This window comes from Streptomyces sp. NBC_00683, from assembly GCF_036226745.1.
Taxonomy (GTDB): domain Bacteria; phylum Actinomycetota; class Actinomycetes; order Streptomycetales; family Streptomycetaceae; genus Streptomyces.
This window is the reverse complement of sequence record NZ_CP109013.1, coordinates 8,009,300-8,027,271: the sequence shown is the minus strand read 5'-3', so window position 1 is coordinate 8,027,271 and position 17,972 is coordinate 8,009,300. Positions and strand designations below refer to the sequence as shown.

Annotated in this window: 13 protein-coding genes and 2 pseudogenes; 9 read left to right on the top strand and 6 right to left on the bottom strand. The window is 69.9% G+C overall.

Going from position 1 to position 17,972, the window contains the following annotated elements:
- Positions 1-133: 133 nt before the first annotated feature.
- Both OG257_RS34905 and OG257_RS34900 read left to right on the top strand, forming a co-directional pair.
- Positions 134-1,099, top strand: a complete 966-nt coding sequence (locus OG257_RS34905; RefSeq protein WP_329214072.1) for a TauD/TfdA dioxygenase family protein — start codon at positions 134-136, stop codon at positions 1,097-1,099.
- Positions 1,096-2,571, top strand: coding sequence for a sulfatase-like hydrolase/transferase (locus OG257_RS34900; protein ID WP_329214070.1), 1,476 nt, complete (start codon positions 1,096-1,098; stop codon positions 2,569-2,571). Before OG257_RS34905 ends, OG257_RS34900 begins: the two co-directional genes overlap by 4 nt.
- Positions 2,572-2,609: 38 nt before the next feature.
- On the opposite strand, the gene uvrA is transcribed toward OG257_RS34900, so the two are convergent.
- A complete protein-coding gene (gene uvrA, locus OG257_RS34895) occupies positions 2,610-5,108 on the bottom strand; it encodes an excinuclease ABC subunit UvrA (protein ID WP_329214068.1) in 2,499 nt (832 codons plus the stop codon).
- Positions 5,109-5,360: 252 nt separating this feature from the next.
- Here uvrA and OG257_RS34890 point away from each other — a divergent pair.
- Positions 5,361-7,211: pseudogene (locus tag OG257_RS34890) on the top strand (rhamnogalacturonan lyase family protein); the annotation flags it as partial.
- 54 nt (positions 7,212-7,265) lie between these two features.
- Positions 7,266-7,874: pseudogene (locus OG257_RS34885) on the top strand (DUF6250 domain-containing protein); the annotation flags it as partial.
- A 99-nt stretch (positions 7,875-7,973) separates the two neighbouring features.
- Here the strand turns inward: OG257_RS34885 and OG257_RS34880 are convergent.
- Positions 7,974-9,431, bottom strand: a complete 1,458-nt coding sequence (locus OG257_RS34880) for an MFS transporter (protein WP_329214066.1) — start codon at positions 9,429-9,431, stop codon at positions 7,974-7,976.
- Positions 9,432-9,594: 163 nt separating this feature from the next.
- Here OG257_RS34880 and OG257_RS34875 point away from each other — a divergent pair, with 163 nt between their 5' ends.
- Both OG257_RS34875 and OG257_RS34870 read left to right on the top strand, forming a co-directional pair.
- Positions 9,595-10,050: a MarR family winged helix-turn-helix transcriptional regulator gene (locus OG257_RS34875; protein ID WP_329214064.1), complete on the top strand. Its 456-nt coding sequence runs from the start codon at positions 9,595-9,597 to the stop codon at positions 10,048-10,050.
- A gap of 160 nt (positions 10,051-10,210) precedes the next feature.
- Entirely contained in the window at positions 10,211-11,656 is a 1,446-nt protein-coding gene (locus OG257_RS34870; RefSeq protein ID WP_329214062.1) for a glyceraldehyde-3-phosphate dehydrogenase, read from the top strand.
- Between the two features lie 124 nt (positions 11,657-11,780).
- On the opposite strand, the gene OG257_RS34865 is transcribed toward OG257_RS34870, so the two are convergent.
- Together OG257_RS34865 and OG257_RS34860 are read right to left on the bottom strand one after the other, a co-directional pair.
- Entirely contained in the window at positions 11,781-12,047 is a 267-nt protein-coding gene (locus tag OG257_RS34865) for a hypothetical protein (protein ID WP_329214060.1), read from the bottom strand.
- A 60-nt stretch (positions 12,048-12,107) separates the two neighbouring features.
- On the bottom strand, positions 12,108-12,881 hold the full coding sequence (locus OG257_RS34860) for an SAM-dependent methyltransferase (RefSeq protein WP_329214058.1): 774 nt from the start codon (positions 12,879-12,881) through the stop codon (positions 12,108-12,110).
- 189 nt (positions 12,882-13,070) lie between these two features.
- Here OG257_RS34860 and OG257_RS34855 point away from each other — a divergent pair, with 189 nt between their 5' ends.
- Positions 13,071-13,646 (top strand): AAA family ATPase, encoded by a 576-nt coding sequence (locus OG257_RS34855; protein WP_329214056.1) that lies wholly within the window; start codon positions 13,071-13,073, stop codon positions 13,644-13,646.
- Between the two features lie 342 nt (positions 13,647-13,988).
- Here OG257_RS34855 and manD read toward each other — a convergent pair whose 3' ends face one another.
- Together manD and argG are read right to left on the bottom strand one after the other, a co-directional pair.
- Positions 13,989-15,203 (bottom strand): D-mannonate dehydratase ManD, encoded by a 1,215-nt coding sequence (gene manD / locus OG257_RS34850; protein WP_329214055.1) that lies wholly within the window; start codon positions 15,201-15,203, stop codon positions 13,989-13,991.
- 203 nt (positions 15,204-15,406) lie between these two features.
- A complete protein-coding gene (gene argG, locus OG257_RS34845; RefSeq protein ID WP_329214053.1) occupies positions 15,407-16,852 on the bottom strand; it encodes an argininosuccinate synthase in 1,446 nt (481 codons plus the stop codon).
- Positions 16,853-17,280: 428 nt separating this feature from the next.
- On the opposite strand from argG, the gene OG257_RS34840 reads away from it, so the two are divergent.
- Entirely contained in the window at positions 17,281-17,427 is a 147-nt protein-coding gene (locus tag OG257_RS34840; protein ID WP_329214051.1) for a hypothetical protein, read from the top strand.
- A 205-nt stretch (positions 17,428-17,632) separates the two neighbouring features.
- Positions 17,633-17,962 carry a hypothetical protein gene (locus OG257_RS34835; protein WP_329214049.1) on the top strand — a complete coding sequence of 110 codons (330 nt, stop codon included), beginning with the start codon at positions 17,633-17,635 and terminating at the stop codon, positions 17,960-17,962.
- The last annotated feature ends 10 nt before the right edge of the window (positions 17,963-17,972 follow it).

Below are 17,972 nucleotides of genomic sequence, written 5' to 3'. Positions count from 1 at the left end.
CCTCACCCCGCTCCCCCGCCTTCCACGGCACCCGTGCCGCATCGCGTCCGCTGCAGGGCGCCTCGTTCGCCCCAATTACTTCCTCTCCAAGATTAATCAATCAATGATCTTGGTCTCCGAAAGGAATCCCGCCATGTCCTCGGCAACCACCGCCCCTGCCTCCACCGTCACCGTCCAGAAGATCGGCGGCCGTCTCGGCGCCGTCATCTCCGGAGTGCGCCTCGGCGGCGACCTCGATCCCGCGACCGTCGCAGCGGTCCGGGCCGCCCTGCTGGCCAACAAGGTCGTCTTCTTCCGCGGCCAGGACCACCTGGACGAGGACAGCCACGAGGCGTTCGGCCAACTGCTCGGCACCCCGGTCGCCCACCCCACCGTTCCCTCCGCCGACGGCCGCTACTCGCTCGGCATCGACTCCGACCACGGTGGCCGGGCGAACCAGTGGCACACCGACGTCACGTTCGTACCCGCCTACCCGGCGTTCTCGATCCTGCGCGCCGTCGTCATCCCCCCGTACGGCGGCAACACCCTGTGGTCCAACACCGCAGCCGCCTATGCCGAGTTGCCCGAGCCCCTGCGCGTGCTCGCCGACAGTCTGCGCGCGGTCCACTCCAACGACTACGACTACGCGGCCCTGCGCCCCAACGCCCTGCCCGAGGCACTCGCGCAGTACCGCGAGGTGTTCACGTCCACCAAGTTCCTCACCGAGCACCCGGTCGTGCGCGTCCACCCCGAGACCGGCGAGCGCGTGCTGCTCCTCGGCAACTTCGTCCAGCGCATCAGCGGTCTGACCGGACGGGACTCCCGCGCCCTGCTCGACCTGTTCCAGTCGCACATCGAGCGCCCGGAGAACACCGTGCGCTGGCAGTGGCAGACCGGTGACGTCGCCATCTGGGACAACCGGGCCACGCAGCACTACGGCGTGGACGACTCCGACGCCCACGAGCGCAAGCTCCGCCGCGTCACCATCGACGGCGACATCCCGGTCGGTGTCGACGGCCGCTCCTCCACCCTGATCAGCCCCGAGGAGGTGCCCGACCCCGCCTTCGGCATCGCCTCCGGCGCCTCGGAGTCCTCGGTGGCGCAGAAGGCCGGCGCGTGAGCGTGTCCGCCCCGCACGGCGACGTACCCACCCCGGCGGGCGGTGCCCCGGCGCCGCCCGCCGGGGCAGGACCGCAGGTGATCGTGGTCCTCACCGACCAGCAGCGCTGGGACACGACCGGTGCCCACGGCAACCGGGCGGGGGTGACTCCCGAATTCGACCGGATCGCCCGCGAGGGCACGCTGTTCGAGCAGGCGATCACGCCCAACCCGGTCTGCGCCCCGGCCCGTTCGTCCCTGCAGACCGGCCGCTACCCGACCTCGACGGGCGTGTTCCGCAACGGACTCCCGCTCCCGCAGGACATCCCCACGCTCGCCGGGGCATTCGCCGGGGCCGGGTACGCGACCGGCTACATCGGCAAGTGGCATCTGGCGGGCGAGGACGGCCCCGACGGTCCGGTGCCGCCCGGTCGCCGGGGCGGTTACGAGACGTGGCTGGCCTCGGACCGCCTCGAATTCACGTCGGACGCGTACCGCACGGTGGTCCACGACGAGGCCGGTGAACCCGTCCGGCTCCCCGGCTACCGCTCCGACGCCCTGATCGACGCGGCGATACGGTTCGTCGCCGACCACCACGACCGCCCGTACCTGCTCTTCCTCTCCCTCCTGGAGCCGCACCACCAGAACCCCACCGACGACTACCCCGCCCCCGCCGGCTACCGCGAGCGCTACGAGGGCGCCTGGCTGCCGCCGGACCTGGCCGCGCTCGCGCCGGGCGCTCCGCAGGGCGGCGCGCACCGGCATCTGGCCGGGTACCTGGGGCAGATCAAGCGGGTCGACGAGGGGGTGGGGCGGCTGCGCGACGCGCTGCGGAGCCTCGGGACCGAGGAGAACACCGTGCTGGCGTGGACGGCGGACCACGGTTCCCACTTCCGTACCCGCAACAGCGAGTACAAGCGCTCCGCCCACGAGGCGTCCGTCCGCGTACCGCTCGCGCTCACGGGTCCCGGCTTCACCGGCGGCGGACTAGTACGGGAGCCGGTCGGCACGGTGGACCTGATGCCCACTCTGCTGGCGGTCGCGGGCATCGACGTACCGGACGGTGTGCAGGGCCGCTCCCTGCTGCCGCTGACCGGCGGTGGCAGCGATCCCGGCCGGACGGGCTCCGCCTTCGTGCAGATCAGCGAGGACCGGGTGGGCCGCGCCGTACGCACCTCCCGGTGGAAGTACGCCGTGGAGGCACCGGGTGCGGACGCCTGGAACGAGCCGGACGCGGACCGCTATACGGAAACCGAGCTGTACGACCTGGCGGCCGACCCCTACGAGCTGGACAATCTGGCCGGTCTCGACTCCCACCGGGCCGTGGCCGACGAGCTGCGTCAGGAGCTGCTGGTGTGGCTCGCGCGGATCGAGGACGCCGAGCCCGAGATCCGTCGGGCCGCCCGGCGCCCGGCGGGCCAGCGCCGCGCGGAGTCGTTCCCGGAGGAAGTGCCGTGGGAGGGAGTGCGGTTCGGCCACAGTCCCGGACGGTGACAACGGTCCTCGGGCGGCGGACCGCCGGGCACCTCGGCTCAGCCGCTGAACCGGCGTGCCAGGTAGTCCGCCGTACGGCTCCCGCCCGCCCGGGCCACGTCGGCCGGCCGTCCTGAGGCGACCACCCGGCCTCCCGCGTCGCCGCCTCCGGGGCCCAGGTCCACGATCCAGTCGGCTCCGGCGACCACTCCCATCTCGTGCTCGACCACGAACACCGAGTGGCCGGCGTCGACGAGTCCGTGCAACTGTCGCGTCAGGAGCTCGACATCGGCCGGATGCAGCCCGGTGGTCGGCTCGTCCAGCACGTACACGGTGTGTCCGGTGCGGCTCCGCTGGAGCTCCGACGCGAGCTTGATGCGCTGGGCCTCGCCGCCCGACAGCTCGGTGGCGGGCTGTCCGAGCCGTAGATAGCCCAGGCCCACCTCCCGCAGGGTGCGCAGGCTCCGTGCCGCCTGCGGGACATCGGCGAAGAACTCCGCGGCCGCGTCCACGGTCATGCCCAGCACCTCCGCGACGTTGCGGCCCCGGTAACGGACCTGCAGGGTCTCCTCGTTGTAGCGGGCGCCACGGCATTGCGGGCACGGCGCGTAGGTACCCGGCAGGAAGAGCAGCTCCACGGCCACCATTCCCTCGCCCTGGCAGGTCTCGCACCGGCCGCCGGCGACGTTGAACGAGAAGCGGCCCGCGTTGTAGCCGCGCTGCCTCGCGTCGTCGGTGGCCGCGAAGAGCTTGCGTACGGAGTCGAACAGGCCGGTGTAGGTGGCCAGGTTGGAGCGCGGCGTACGGCCGATGGGTTTCTGGTCCACCTGCACCAGGCGGTCCACCGCCTCCATCCCCTTGGCCGCGAAGCCCGCACCGGCGCCGGTCTCCCGCTCCCCCGCGTCGCGTGCGTCGCTCGCCTCGCCGGCGTTGTCCGGCGGGACGTCCGTGCCCAGGTGCTCGGCGAGGGCCCCGGCGAGCACCTGCGTGATCAGGGTCGATTTTCCCGACCCCGACACGCCGGTGACGGCCGCGAACACGCCCAGGGGCAGGTCCACATCGAGGTCGCGCAGATTGTGCCGGTCGATGCCCCGCAGATGGAGCCAGACCGACGGTTCCCGCGGGGTACGTCCTGCCGCGGGGTCGGGACCCGAGGCGAACAGGAACCGTCGGGTCGCCGACTCGGCCACGGCTGCCAGGCCGTCCACCGGGCCGCTGTGCAGGACCCGGCCGCCGAGCTCGCCCGCGTGCGGCCCGACGTCGACGATCCAGTCCGCCCTGCGGGCCACGTCCATGTCGTGCTCGACGACGTACACCGTGTTGCCTGCCTCCTTCAGCCGCACCAGCACCGTCAGCAGGGCCTCGGTGTCCGCCGGGTGCAGCCCCGCCGAAGGCTCGTCCAGGACGTACACCACGCCGAACAGGCCTGATCTCAACTGGGTTGCCAGGCGCAGCCGTTGCAGCTCTCCGGGCGAGAGCGACGGCGTCGTGCGGTCCAGGCTCAGATAGCCGAGGCCCAGTTCGTTGATCACCGCGATGCGGTCGACGAGGTCCGTGCAGAGCGTTTCGGCGACCTGCCGCCGGGGGCCTTCGGGGAGTTCACCGCCCTCGCCCCGGGCGACGGGCCGCAGCACTTCGGCCAGGGCGCCGAGCGGCATCGCGTTGAGCCGGGCGATGGTCGACCCGGCGAAGGTGACGGCCAGGGACTCGGGGCGGAGCCTGCTGCCACCGCAGGACGGACAGGCCGAGCTCTCCAGGAACCGTTCGGCACGGGCGCGCAGCGCCTGGCTCCTGGAGTCGGCGAACGTGTGCATCACATAGCGCCGGGCGCTCTGGAAGGTGCCCTGGTACGAACGCTGGATCCGGCCCGCCTCCCGCACCGGGTCCACGGTCACGACCGGCTGCTCGTCCGTGAACAGGATCCACTCCCGGTCCTTGTGCGGCAGCTCCCGCCAGGGCAGGTCGATGTCGTGGCCGAGGGTCCGCGTCACGTCCCGCAGGTTCTTGCCGTGCCAGGCCCCGGGCCACGCGGCGACGGCACCCTCCGCGATGCTCAGCGACGGGTCCGGGACCAGGAGTTCCTCGGTGGTGCGGTGCACCCTGCCCAGGCCGTGGCACTCCGGGCACGCGCCGGCTGCCGTGTTCGGGGAGAAGGCGTCGGAGTCCACCGGCTCGGCGCCCGGAGGGTAGGTGCCCGCGCGGGAGAAGAGCATCCGCAGCGTGTTCGACAACGTGGTCACTGTACCGACGGAGGAGCGGGACGTCGCCGAACCCCGTCGCTGTTCCAGTGCGACGGCCGGCGGCAGCCCGATGATGTCGTCGACCGCGGGCACTCCCACCTGATGGATCAGCCGGCGCGCGTACGGGGCGACCGACTCGAAGTAGCGGCGCTGCGCCTCCGCGTAGATCGTGCCGAACGCCAGCGACGACTTGCCCGACCCGGAGACTCCGGTGAACACGGCCAGGACGTCCCGCGGGATGTCCACGTCGACGTTCCGCAGGTTGTGTTCGCGGGCGCCACGCACCCGCACGTACGGGTCATCGGCCGGGCTGGTCATGTCTCTCCGGACGGCATCGGGGACGGACGGGCACGCCGCCGCCCGACGCGTCTCCTTCCTCAGTGTGCGCCCGCCGTTGCTCATCCGCAGTCCGCGCCCCACGCCTTTGTTAGCGCGTCGTTGCGGTCGTGTGGCACATCACCGGAAAAGATCGACATGGGACTCGGGGGCCCGCATCGTGGGAAGCGCTTACTACCTTCCGCAGCTGCACTTTCGCACCCTGCGCCCCCGCCTTGAGGAGTACCGATCGTCATGCAAGCCATCCGTTCCGGATACCGAAGAATCGCCGCGGTGAGCGCCGCGGCGGTACTCGCCGGACTCCTGTCGGCCCCGGCCGCGGCGGCATCCGGCCACAGCGGCCCCCCGCAGCCCCGCCGCATCCTGGAGAACCTCGACCGGGGACTCGTGGCCGTCCCGTCCGGGAAGGGAACCTTCCTCAGCTGGCGTCTGCTGGGCACCGAGTACGGATCCGACATCTCGTTCAACGTCTACAGGGCCGGCAAGCGCATCAACAGCAGGCCCGTCACCGAGTCGACCACGTACCAGGACGACCGCAGGGGCAGCGGTACGTACACCGTGCGTGCCGTCGTGGGCGGCCGGGAGCGGCAGGCCGGCGCCCCCGCACTCTCCTTCGCCGGGGGCTACGCCGAGATACCGCTCGCCGATGCCGACGGCTATACGGTGCAGCACGCCTGGCCGGGCGACCTCGACGGCGACGGCCGCTACGAGCTGGTCGTCAGCCGCCTCTCCGGCACCCGGGACAGGCCCGACCTGCTGGAGGCGTACTCCCTCGCCGGCCGTCGGCTGTGGCGCGTCGACCAGGGGCCGGGCTCGTACACCCAGGTCGCGGGCAACGGCGCCAACGACCCCGCGCCCGCCGCGATCAGCGGGTCGACGGCCATCGGCGGCTACCGCAACGACGACAACGTCACCGTCTACGACCTCGACAGCGACGGCAGGGCGGAGGTCCTCGTCCACACGGCGGACGGCACCACGTTCGCCGACGGTGCGAAGGTCCAGGCCGACTCACCCGCGCAGCAGTTCGTCTCGGTCATCGACGGGGAGAAGGGAACGGAGCGCACTCGGCAGCCCGTTCCGCAGGACTTCGTCGCGGACGGCCCCTCCGGAGGCCACTTCGGCGTCGCCTACCTGGACGGGGTGCACCCCAGCCTGGTGACCAAGCTTGTCACCCGGGTCGGTGCCAAGCGCGGTACCTTCCGTACCCTCTTCCAGACCTGGGACTTCGACGGCCGCGAACTGAGCAGCCGCTGGAAGTACGTGGCCACCCCGGAGAGCCGCGCGACGAGCTTCCACCAGATCCGGGTCGTCGACGTCGACCAGGACGGCAAGGACGAGATCGCCGACGGCAACTACGTGGTCGACAGCGACGGTTCCCTGCGCTACGTCGTCGACGGCGCGGGCCACGGAGACCGCTTCCACATCGCGGACCTCGACCCGGACCGCCCCGGACTCGAGGGGTTCGCGATCCAGCAGTCCGAGCTGGGCGTGGTGTCCGCGTTCCCCTGGTACTACTACGACGCCGGGACCGGTGAGCGCCTGACCACGGGCGTCCACCCCGAGAACCCGGCCGGTGAGGCGGACCTCGATGTGGGCCGCGGTACCGCCGCCGATATCGACCCCCGCCACCGGGGCCTGGAGTACTGGACGTCCACCGCCGACGTGACCGCGCCCGGCGCGGGCGTCCGCAACGTCCGGGACGGCAAGGTCTCCGCGACCACCCCCAGCGTCAACTTCCGTATCTGGTGGGACGGGGACAAGGGGGCGGAGCTCCTCGACAGCACCCACGTCGAGAAGTGGAACCCGAGGTCCGAGACGTCGGAGCGGATCTTCGACCCGTCCGGTGTCGTGGCCGGGGCCCGCAATGCGACGCCCTTCTACGGAGACGTCCTGGGCGACTGGCGTGAGGAGGTTCTCGCCGAGACCGAGGACCACCGCGCACTTCGCCTCTACACCACGACCGAACCCACCCGCACCCGGCTCTACACCCTCGCCCACAACCCCGAGTACCGGCTCGGCTGGACGGTGCGCGGCTACCTCCAGTCGACCTTCACCGACTACTACCTCGGCTTCGACTCCAGGAACCCGCCCAAGCCCGCCATCCGTACGGACACCGGCGCCGACCGCGCGTGGACCCGCATCGCCGGTGACTCCTTCCGTTCCGGAACGGGGCAGTGGCGCTCCGAGCTCCAGGACGGTGGCTCGGTGACGGCCGCGGACGGAGTCCTGGACATCGACGTACCCAGCGGCGCCACCGTCTGGTTCGGGCAGCGGCTGCAGGGCCGGTACGAGCTCGAGTACACCGCGACGCCGGTCTCCCTGGGCGGTCCGAACGACCGGGTGTCGGACCTCAACAACTTCTGGAACGCCACGGACACCCGCTCCCCCCACGACCTCTTCGCCACCGTGAGGCAGGGCCGGCTCGACGAGTACAACTACCTGAGGACGTACTACGTCGGCTACGGCGCGAACGGGAACACCACCACTCGGCTGCGGCGTTACGTCGGGGACCCGGAGAACCGGCCGCTGCTGTACGACTACACGCAGCCCCTGCTGACGGCCAACGAGCCCAACCGGGTCAGGATCGTCTCCGACGGCTCGAAGGTGCAGTGGTGGAACAACGGCCGGCTGGTCTTCGACCATCGGGACCCGGAGGCCTACACGAGCGGGCACTTCGCCTTCCGCACGGTCACCAGTCACTTCCGGATCAGTGACTTCGCCGTGTGGCGCCCGCCGACCCGGACCTGATCGGCGGAACTCCCCGGTCGCCGCCCCGTCACCGGGACCTCCGAGCGGCCGTGGCGTGCCTCCGCGCCGGGTCGGTGGCCCGGCGCGGAGGCACGGGGGTCAGGCCTTCACCGTGGCCTGCTCCGCGACGGGTGCCCCGTCGGCCTTCTTGCCGGGAACCCCGGCGTTGCGGGCGGCGGGGATGACCGCCGCGATCAGAGCGGCGACCAGGGCGACGCCGCCTCCGATGGCCAGGCCGGCGCGGAAGCCGTTCTCCGAGGTGAGGCTGAAGCCGCCCATGGTGATGTTCATCTGGGACAGGACCACTCCGACCACCGCGGCACCGATCGAGGTTCCGAGGGACCGCATGAGTGTGTTGAAGCCGTTCGCGGCGGCGGTCTCGGAGAGCGGCACCGAGCTCATGATCAGCGCGGGCATCGAACCGTAGGCGAGTCCCACACCGCCGTTGATGACCAGGCAGACGAGCATCAGGCCCCATGCGGAGCCCATCAGGACCAGCGACAGCCCGTAGCCCGCGGCGATGACGAGTGAACCGCAGATCAGGGTGAACTTCGGGCCCCGGGCGTCGGTGAGCTTTCCGCCGAACGGCGAGACGAGCATCATCATGATGCCGCCGGGCGCCATCCACAGGCCTGCGGCGAGCATCGACTGGCCGAGGCCGTAGCCGGTCGCATCGGGGAACTGCAGCAGCTGAGGAATGATCAGCATGCTGGCGTACATACCGAACCCGATGAACACCGACGCGAGGTTGGTGAGCAGGACCCGGGGTCGGGCCGTGGTGCGCAGGTCGACCAGCGGATCCCGGGTGCGGGTCTCCCAGAAGCCCCAGGCCAGCAGGACCACGACGGCGGTGGTGAACAGGCCGAGCGTCTCTGTCGAGCCCCAGCCCCACTCGGCACCCTTGGAGACGGCGAGCAGGAGGCTGACCAGTCCCACACCGAGACCGATCGCGCCGGGTGCGTCGAAACGCTGGCCCTTGGCGCCGGCCGGGATGTCCGGGATCATGAACCAGATCAGAACGGCGATCGTCACGGCGAGCACGGCCGAACCCCAGAAGAGCACCCGCCAGTTCGTGTACTGGGCGACGGCTGCGGAGATCGGCAGGCCGAGACCGCCGCCGATGCCCATGGAGGCGCTGACCAGCGCGATGGAGGAGCTCAGCTTCTCCGCGGGGACCACGTCACGCAGCAGGGCGATGCCGAGCGGCACCATGCCCATCCCCATGCCCTGCAGGCCGCGCCCGACGATCATGGGGACGACGGAGGACGCGAGCGCGCACACCACCGAGCCGACGATGAGGGGCACGGAACACGCGAGGAGCATCCTGCGCTTGCCCAGCAGGTCACCGAGCCGTCCGGTGACGGGCACGCACACGGCCGCCACCAGCAGGGTGACCGTGATCACCCAGGCGCTGTTCGCGGACGAGGTGTGCAGGATCCGGGGCAGCTCCCCGATCAGGGGCGTGACCAGCGTCTGCATGATGGCCGCCGTGGTGCCGGCGAAGGCCAGCGTGGCGACCACGGCGCCTGCGCGGGCCGAGGGCTGGGGGGCTTCCATAGAGGGATTCCTCGCATATCTGTCGGGTTGCAGTGTGCATCGTACACATCGAATGTATCGAGCACGTTATATGTGCGATGCACACGGTCGTGCGACACTTGAGCCCCGGCCGAGGCGAACCGCAACGTGCCGGCCAGGCGGAGGTGCAGGAGGCAGCGCGCGCATGAGCAGGCCGACGTACGAGGTCGAGTACGAGCAGATGCTGCTCAGCCGCCACGGACTCCTGCAGCACAGAGACGGGCGCTCCAAGGACGGCGGACTGGAGCGCAGCGCCTACATCCTGCTCAGCCGCCTGCGCGTCCAGGGGCCGATGTCGATCGGCGAACTGAGCGACGCCTTCGGGCTCGACGCCTCCACCCTCAACCGGCAGACCGCCGCCGTGGTGCACACGGGACTGGCCGAGCGCATCCCCGACCCCGCGGGCGGCATGGCCCGCAAGTTCCGCATCACCGACGAGGGCGCCCGCCTGCTGGACGAGGAACGCGAGCGCACCGTCCGCTCGCTGCGACGGGTCATGGCCGACTGGCCGGAGCAGGACATCGCCGCCTTCGCCGCCTACCTCAAGCGGTTCAACACCGGCATCGAGCGGCTCGGCGGGCGGCCCTGGCCGCGGCCATGACCTGGTTCATCACCGGAACGGGACCGCCGATGCCTGCGCCCCCGGTCGCGGCGCCACGCGCCTTTCCATGACCGCCTCCAGGCCCCCGAGGACACCCCCTGCATGATCAAAAGGACGTCGGGTTAGCATATGAGCGCCTCCTAGCTCGAAAGATAAACCTGTGACTGTCAATGACGACTCGTTCACCGACTGGAAGATCCGCGAGGAGATCGCGGAATCGATGATCCCCATCATCGGGAAGCTGCACCGTGAGGGGGACGTCACCGTTCTCCTTCACAGCCGCTCCTTGGTGAACAAGTCGGTGGTCAGCCTCCTCAAGACCCACCGCTTCGCGCGCCAGATCGCCGGGGAGGAGCTCTCGGTCACCGAGACGCTGCCGTTCCTGCGGGCTCTCACCACGCTGGACCTCGGCCCTTCCCAGGTCGACATCGGCATGCTCGCCGCGACGTACAAGGCCGACGACCGCGGCCTCTCGGTGGAGGAGTTCACCGCCGAGGCCGTCTCCGGCGCCACCGGTGCCAACAAGATCGAGCGCCGCGAGCCGCGCGACGTCGTCCTCTACGGGTTCGGCCGCATCGGCCGCCTCGTCGCCCGCCTGCTCATCGAGAAGGCCGGCTCCGGCAACGGCCTGCGGCTGCGCGCCATCGTCGTCCGCCAGGGCGGCGAGCAGGACATCGTCAAGCGCGCCTCGCTGCTGCGCCGCGATTCCATCCACGGCCAATTCCAGGGCACGATCACCGTCGACGAGGCGAACAGCACCATCGTCGCCAACGGCAACGAGATCAAGGTGATCTACGCCGGCGACCCGTCGGAGGTCGACTACACGGCGTACGGCATCAAGAACGCCATCCTCATCGACAACACCGGCAAGTGGCGCGACCGCGAGGGCCTGTCGAAGCACCTGCGCCCCGGCATCGACAAGGTCGTCCTGACCGCGCCGGGCAAGGGCGACGTCCCCAACATCGTGCACGGCGTCAACCACGACACGATCAAGCCCGACGAGCAGATCCTGTCGTGCGCGTCCTGCACCACCAACGCGATCGTCCCGCCGCTGAAGGCGATGGCGGACGAGTACGGCGTGCTGCGCGGCCACGTGGAGACCGTCCACTCGTTCACCAACGACCAGAACCTGCTGGACAACTACCACCCGTCGGACCGCCGCGGCCGCTCGGCGCCGCTCAACATGGTCATCACCGAGACGGGCGCCGCGTCCGCCGTCGCCAAGGCGCTGCCCGACCTCGACGCGCCGATCACCGGCAGCTCGATCCGTGTCCCGGTGCCGGACGTCTCGATCGCGATCCTCAGCCTGAGGCTCGGGCGCGAGACCACCCGTGAGGAGGTCCTCGACTACCTCCGCAACGTGTCGCTGACCTCCCCGCTCAAGCGCCAGATCGACTTCACCACCGCACCCGACGCGGTCTCGAGCGACTTCATCGGCTCGCGGCACGCCTCGATCGTCGACGCCGGTGCCACGAAGGTCGACGGCGACAACGCGATCCTCTACCTCTGGTACGACAACGAGTTCGGCTACTCCTGCCAGGTCATCCGCGTGGTTCAGCACGTGTCCGGGGTGGAGTACCCGACCTACCCGGCCCCGGCGGTCTGATCGCGGCGGACCGTCAGGTCCGCTCCGGTCCGCCGCCCGGCGGACGGCACTGTGGGAGAGCAACCGATCCGGTCGCTCTCCCACAGCCGTGTCCGGCCCGGCGGAACATCGCGTCAAACAGTCCTCAGGGGCTGTCCCCGCGCCAGTGGAACCGGCGCGGCTCCTCTGCCCGCGGGGCGTAGAGGGCGCGGCCGCCCGGACCGTAGCGGCCGATCTCCGTGGGCAGGGCGACCGTTTCGTGACGGGCGGGGTCGGGCCAGTCGGTGACATCCAGGAGCAGCCCGTCCAGCGGTCCGCCGACCAGCTCCACATACGCTCGGCCCGGAAGCGGCCCGGCATCCTCGTGGTCCGCCCCGTAGACCCTGCCGCGCATGAACTCCAGCTCATCCATACGGGCAGCATCGCAGTCGGCACTGACACCGGCCCGCTACGACCGGTGGCGGCCAGGCACTCACCCGGCGCTCGCCCTGCGCGCGGTGACCAGTGCGAAGCTGAGGAACTCGCCGGCGTCCGTGGTGAGCATGTCGATCACCGGCTGACTGGATGCCCGGTCCTCCGGCCGGAACTCGGCGCACGCCCGGGTCCACAGGAGCCAGTCCCGCCAGGCGTCCGGCTGCAGCCGTGCCGACGTGACTGTCACCAGTTCGGTGATCTCCCATTGGAAGCGCCACCACTCGGCCGTGTGCCAGGCGATCGCCTCCCATCCGACGACTTCCTTGATGTGCGGAGGGATCGCGCCCAGGTCCCGGACCTCACGGTTCATCGCGGGTGTCGCCATGCCCAACTGCCCGCCCGGGCGCAGGAACCGAAGCAGGTACGGCAGGTAGCTGTCCGCCGTGCCGAAGTACTCGAACGCGTCGATGCTCACGATGGCGTCGAAGCTCTCCTGCTCGAACGGCAGGACGTGCGCCTCCGCGTGTACGGCCTCCACCCGGTCGCCGACACCGGCCTCGGCGAAGACGGCCGCCGCCTCCTCCGCACCGATCCACCAGTCCGCCGCCACGACCTGAACGCCGTACTCGCGTGCCAGGAACACCGACGTCGCACCCTTGCCGGAACCGAGGTCGAGAACCCGCATGCCCGGGCGCAGATCGAGGTCCCGGGCGAGGTCCTCCAGCAGCCACAACGGGTTCGGCCCCATGTCCAGCCCGAGGAGCCAGCCCGGGTCGTAGCGGGACGAGCGCGGATAGCGGTCCGGGCGTACCAGGTCATCGACGAAGGTCACGGCCCCGACCCAAGCGGCTCGCCGATGACCGTGCAACCGGATTTTCGCGGAGCCGGTGTGCTCGTCTCCGGCCACGCGGCCGGGTACCAGGTGATGCTGTTCAGGGCGAAACCCTCCGCCGCTCCCCCTCCTCCGGGAAGAATCCCTCCAGGAGGATCCGAGCGCTGCGATGCGGGAGGCAAGGCGGAAATGACCGGAGCCAGGAAGTCCCGGACTCCGGGAGCGGACGGAACGCGAGCGCCCGTCGTGCTGATCACGGGTGTCATGGCGGCCGGGAAGTCCACGGTCGGCCAACTGCTCGCCGAACGGCTGCCGAAGGCCGCTCATGTCCGCGGCGACTTCTTCCGCAGGATGATGGTGTCCGGCCGTGAGGAACTGATGCCGGAGGAGACCCCGGAAGCTCTCGCGCAATTGTGGCTGCGCTACCGGTTGTCGGCCGCCACCGCCGACGCGTACGCGGCACAGGGCTGGACCGCAGTGGTCCAGGACGTCATCCTCGGCAAGGACCTGGCCGACTACGCTGCCCTGATCAGAACCGACCCGCTCCACATCGTCGTCCTGTCCCCCGATCCGGACGTCGTCGCGGCACGGGAGGAAAGCCGGGCCAAGACCGGTTACGGCGCCTGGACCATTGAGGCTCTCGACGCCTCGCTGCGCGAGGACACCCCCCGTCTGGGCCTGTGGATCGACAATTCCCGGCAGACACCGGAAGAGACCGTCCAGACCATTCTCGACCACCTCGACGACCTCGCCGCAGACCGGTGACGCGGATGGTCGGTGACGACCCCGCAGGTGGTTTTCCTGCTCCTGAGCGATTCGTACGGGTCCACCGCGAAGAATGCCCGATCGAGGCCGCGTGCGGTGAAATAGGCAGCGATGCGCGGGAGATGTGCTGTGGGCTCCCGCGCAGGACTTAATCCGGACGGAATAGCTCGTTCAGGTTGCCGGGGCCGACGCTTGAGCGGCGTTACGTTTTCGATTCATCAGTGTTTCAAAGGTGCGCGCCCGGAAGGCAATCATTCACCTGGCACGGGCGTGCACGACCGAATCGATCGGCAGGGGTCACCGCACGGACGGGGAATTCCGTGACATCGCCGTTCCGTGGCCTCACCAGTCGTGGACGGTGCCGTCCTGGAGACGGTTGACCGGCAGGTAGGCCGCCTCGTACGGGTGGGCGGCCGCCGCCTGCTCGTCGAGTTCGACGCCGATGCCGGGCGTCTCGCCCGGGTGCAGGTGTCCGTCGGTGAACGTGTAGGCGTGCGGGAAGACCTCCTCGGTGAGCGGTGTGTGGCCCGAGTACTCCTGGATGCCGAAGTTGTGGACGGCGAGGTCGAGGTGGACGGCTGCCGCCATGCCGACCGGGGAGATGTCCTGCGGGCCGTGCACGGCGGTCCTGATCTGGTAGAGCGCGGCGAAGTCGAAGAGCTTCCGAAGCGGTGTGACGCCGCCGAAGTGGGTGACGGCGGACCGCACGTAGTCGATCAACTGCTCGGTGATCAGGGTCTGGTAGTCGTGGACGGTGTTGAAGACCTCGCCCACGGCCAGCGGCGTGGTGGTGTGCCGGCGCACCAGGCGAAGGGCCTCCTGGTTCTCCGCGGGCGTGCAGTCCTCCAGCCAGAAGGGCCGGTACGGCTCCAGGTCCTTGCCGAGCCGCGCGGCCTGGATCGGCGTGAGCCGGTGGTGCACGTCGTGGAGCAGAGGCAGTTCGTCGCCGAACTCGGCGCGTACCGCGTCGAAGACCGCGGGCACGTGGCGGAGGTAGGCGTCGCTGTCCCAGTCCTCCACCAGCGGCCGGGCCTGCTGGTGGAGGACCGGCGAGCCGTCGTGGTCCGTGCTGTGCACCCCGTACACGGCCTTCAGACCGGGGATGCCCGACTGGATACGGACCGCCTGGTACCCCTCGTCGAGACGAGCCCTGACCGAGTCCAGGAGTTCCGGGATGTCGCCGCCGTTGGCGTGACCGTAGGTGCGGACGCGCTCCCGGCTCGCACCGCCGAGGAGCTGGTACAGCGGAAGCCCGGCGGCCTTGGCCTTGATGTCCCACAGGGCGACGTCGACGGCGGCGAGGGCGGCCATCGTCACCGGTCCGCGCCGCCAGTAGGCACCCCGGTACAGGAACTGCCAGGTGTCCTCGATCCGGTGCGGGTCCACACCGATGAGCAGGGGCACGATGTGGTCGGTGAGGTAGCTGACGACGGCCAGTTCCCTGCCGTTGAGCGTGGCGTCGCCCAGGCCGGTGAGGCCCTCGTCGGTGGTCAGTTTCAGCGTGACGAAGTTCCGGCCGGGGCTGGTCACGACCACCGTCGCGTCGACGATCTTCATGCGGATGCTCTTCTCCGGTGCGGTGGGTGTGGCGAACGGGCTCGGCCTTTGCGGCACCCGGCGCCAACCCTGCACCACACGGTGCTGCGCCGGGGCGCCGGGGCGGAACGGCGCAGGCCGGCTCGGCGCCGTGGGCGCCGAGCCGGCCTGTCCGGTGGTGCGACCCCCGCAGGGGTGCCGAGCGTTCTGCTCGACGGAGCCGGTCAGTCCGTGCCGAACTCCATCGCGGCGCGGTCCAGCATCTCGTCGTCGTCGGAGACCTCGCCGCGGGAGGCGATGGCCTCGGCGCCGCCCTCCGGCAGGGTGCCGATCAGACCGGTCGCGGCCGCCTGGGCGGCACCGATGGCCGGGTTGGCGGTGCCGATCAGGCCGAGTCCGGCGTACTGCTCCAGCTTGGCGCGCGAGTCGGCGATGTCGAGGTTGCGCATCGTGAGCTGGCCGATCCGGTCGACCGGGCCGAACGCCGAGTCCTCGGTGCGCTCCATGGACAGCTTGTCCGGGTGGTAGCTGAACGCGGGGCCCGTGGTGTCGAGGAGCGAGTAGTCCTCGCCGCGCCGCAGCCGCAGGGTCACCTCGCCGGTGACGGCCGTGCCGACCCAGCGCTGGATCGACTCGCGCACCATCAGTGCCTGCGGGTCCAGCCAGCGGCCCTCGTACATCAGCCGGCCGAGGCGCCGCCCCTCGTTGTGGTACTGGGCGAGGGTGTCCTCGTTGTGGATGGCGTTGACCAGGCGCTCGTACGCGGCGTGCAGCAGGGCCATGCCCGGTGCCTCGTAGATGCCGCGGCTCTTGGCCTCGATGATCCGGTTCTCGATCTGGTCCGACATGCCCATGCCGTGCCGGCCGCCGATGGCGTTCGCCTTCATCACCAGGTCGACGGGGGAGGCGAACTTCTCGCCGTTGATCGTCACCGGGCGGCCCTGGTCGAAGCCGATCGTCACGTCCTCGGTGGCGATCTCGACGGAGGGGTCCCAGAACCGCACACCCATGATGGGGTCGACGGTCTCCACGCCGGTGTTCAGGTGCTCCAGGGTCTTGGCCTCGTGGGTGGCGCCCCAGATGTTGGCGTCCGTGGAGTAGGCCTTCTCGGTGCTGTCGCGGTAGGGGAGGTCGTGGGCGACGAGCCACTCCGACATCTCCTTGCGGCCGCCGAGCTCGGTGACGAAGTCCGCGTCGAGCCAGGGCTTGTAGATCCGCAGGTGCGGGTTGGCGAGCAGACCGTAGCGGTAGAACCGCTCGATGTCGTTGCCCTTGAAGGTCGAGCCGTCGCCCCAGATCTGGACGTCGTCCTCGAGCATCGCCCGGACCAGCAGGGTGCCGGTGACGGCACGGCCGAGGGGCGTCGTGTTGAAGTAGGCGCGCCCGCCCGAGCGGATGTGGAACGCACCGCACGTGAGGGCGGCCAGGCCCTCCTCGACCAGTGCCGCACGGCAGTCGACCAGGCGCGCGATCTCGGCACCGTAGGCCTTCGCACGGCCGGGCACGGAGCCGATGTCGGGCTCGTCGTACTGGCCGATGTCGGCGGTGTAGGTGCACGGGGTGGCGCCCTTGTCGCGCATCCACGCGACCGCGACCGAGGTATCGAGACCGCCCGAGAAGGCGATGCCGACACGCTCGCCGGCGGGAAGGGAGGTGAGGACCTTAGACATAGGAAGATTATGCATCATCTCGCATGCCCATGCAAAACGCCGGGTCGCGCGCCCCGCTCGGGCAAGCACGGACGTACGGCCCACGAGGCCTGACGCGGCACCCTGAGCGGTGACGACCATCGAAGGGCGAGCGCCCATCCGATTTCAGACATCGCCGATGAGTCGTTTCAGTAGAGGCGGCAGGGGCGGGTATGACCGCTGAGCAAACAAGGGAAGGGTACGGCCCGACCCGACGACCGGGACCGCGCACGCCGCGCGTCACCAAGACCTGTCACGCCCGCGACGCACCTCAGAGGTTCCTTCCGGGCAGGCGGGACTCACTCGCGACAGTCACGGCCGGACTGCCGACGCCACGACCGCGTCCGGAGCCTCCCCGCGTCGCACCTCCCTGCGGGGACGACGTCTGCGCAGGCAGGAGCGCACATTGGATGATTTCACTCGACAATGCGGGATCGAAATCGGACGCGACGATCGTCTATTTGCATGAGAGAACAGGCATCCTGAACACATCTACGCCGTGGCCTGAACTCGCCGCCAGCGCCCTTGACTTGAACTGGAGCATCGGTCTTGAATGATCGCACCATTGTGCGAACTTAAAACAATTGATCGATAGCTGCCGCTCGGAAGATCCACCCGACCGTCGCCCAGGGAAGCCGGGGAGCCAGGGGAACGTCTGGCAATTCCTCCCGGCCGGCCCGGCATCAGCCGTTCATCGGTACTTTCCTGCCGATATGCGAACAACGCCGCCGATGACATTCCTGTCCGTTCAAGGAGAGAAAAGTGGGCAAGTTCGTCCTGGCCGTGCGCACGCGCCCGGTTCCCGGCTCCGAAGAGGACTATCACGAGTGGTACGACAAATACCATCTGGACGAAGTGCTGACGATTCCCGATTTCGTTGCCGCCGAGCGTTTTGAGTGGTGGGACGGAGACCACCGAGCGGGCGCCGGGCAGGGAGACCACCTCGCGCTGTTCACCGTCGAGTCCGGTGACATCGATGTCACCATCGAGGCATTCCGGAAAGCCCAGAAGTCGATGAAGGTTCCACCCTGTCTGGATCCCGACAGCGTTTCGCTCCAGTGGTGGCGGTCCCTGGGAACGCACACTCCGTGACCGGGTCCGG

Coding starts and splice junctions, on each gene's coding strand:
- OG257_RS34905 (WP_329214072.1), top strand. CDS start 134: ATGTCCTCGGCAACCACCGCCCCTGCCTCCACCGTCACCGTCCAGAAG.
- uvrA (WP_329214068.1), bottom strand. CDS start 5,108: ATGACCAGCCCGGCCGATGACCCGTACGTGCGGGTGCGTGGCGCCCGC.
- OG257_RS34880 (WP_329214066.1), bottom strand. CDS start 9,431: ATGGAAGCCCCCCAGCCCTCGGCCCGCGCAGGCGCCGTGGTCGCCACG.
- OG257_RS34875 (WP_329214064.1), top strand. CDS start 9,595: ATGAGCAGGCCGACGTACGAGGTCGAGTACGAGCAGATGCTGCTCAGC.
- OG257_RS34865 (WP_329214060.1), bottom strand. CDS start 12,047: ATGGATGAGCTGGAGTTCATGCGCGGCAGGGTCTACGGGGCGGACCAC.
- OG257_RS34855 (WP_329214056.1), top strand. CDS start 13,071: ATGACCGGAGCCAGGAAGTCCCGGACTCCGGGAGCGGACGGAACGCGA.
- manD (WP_329214055.1), bottom strand. CDS start 15,203: ATGAAGATCGTCGACGCGACGGTGGTCGTGACCAGCCCCGGCCGGAAC.
- argG (WP_329214053.1), bottom strand. CDS start 16,852: ATGTCTAAGGTCCTCACCTCCCTTCCCGCCGGCGAGCGTGTCGGCATC.
- OG257_RS34840 (WP_329214051.1), top strand. CDS start 17,281: ATGATTTCACTCGACAATGCGGGATCGAAATCGGACGCGACGATCGTC.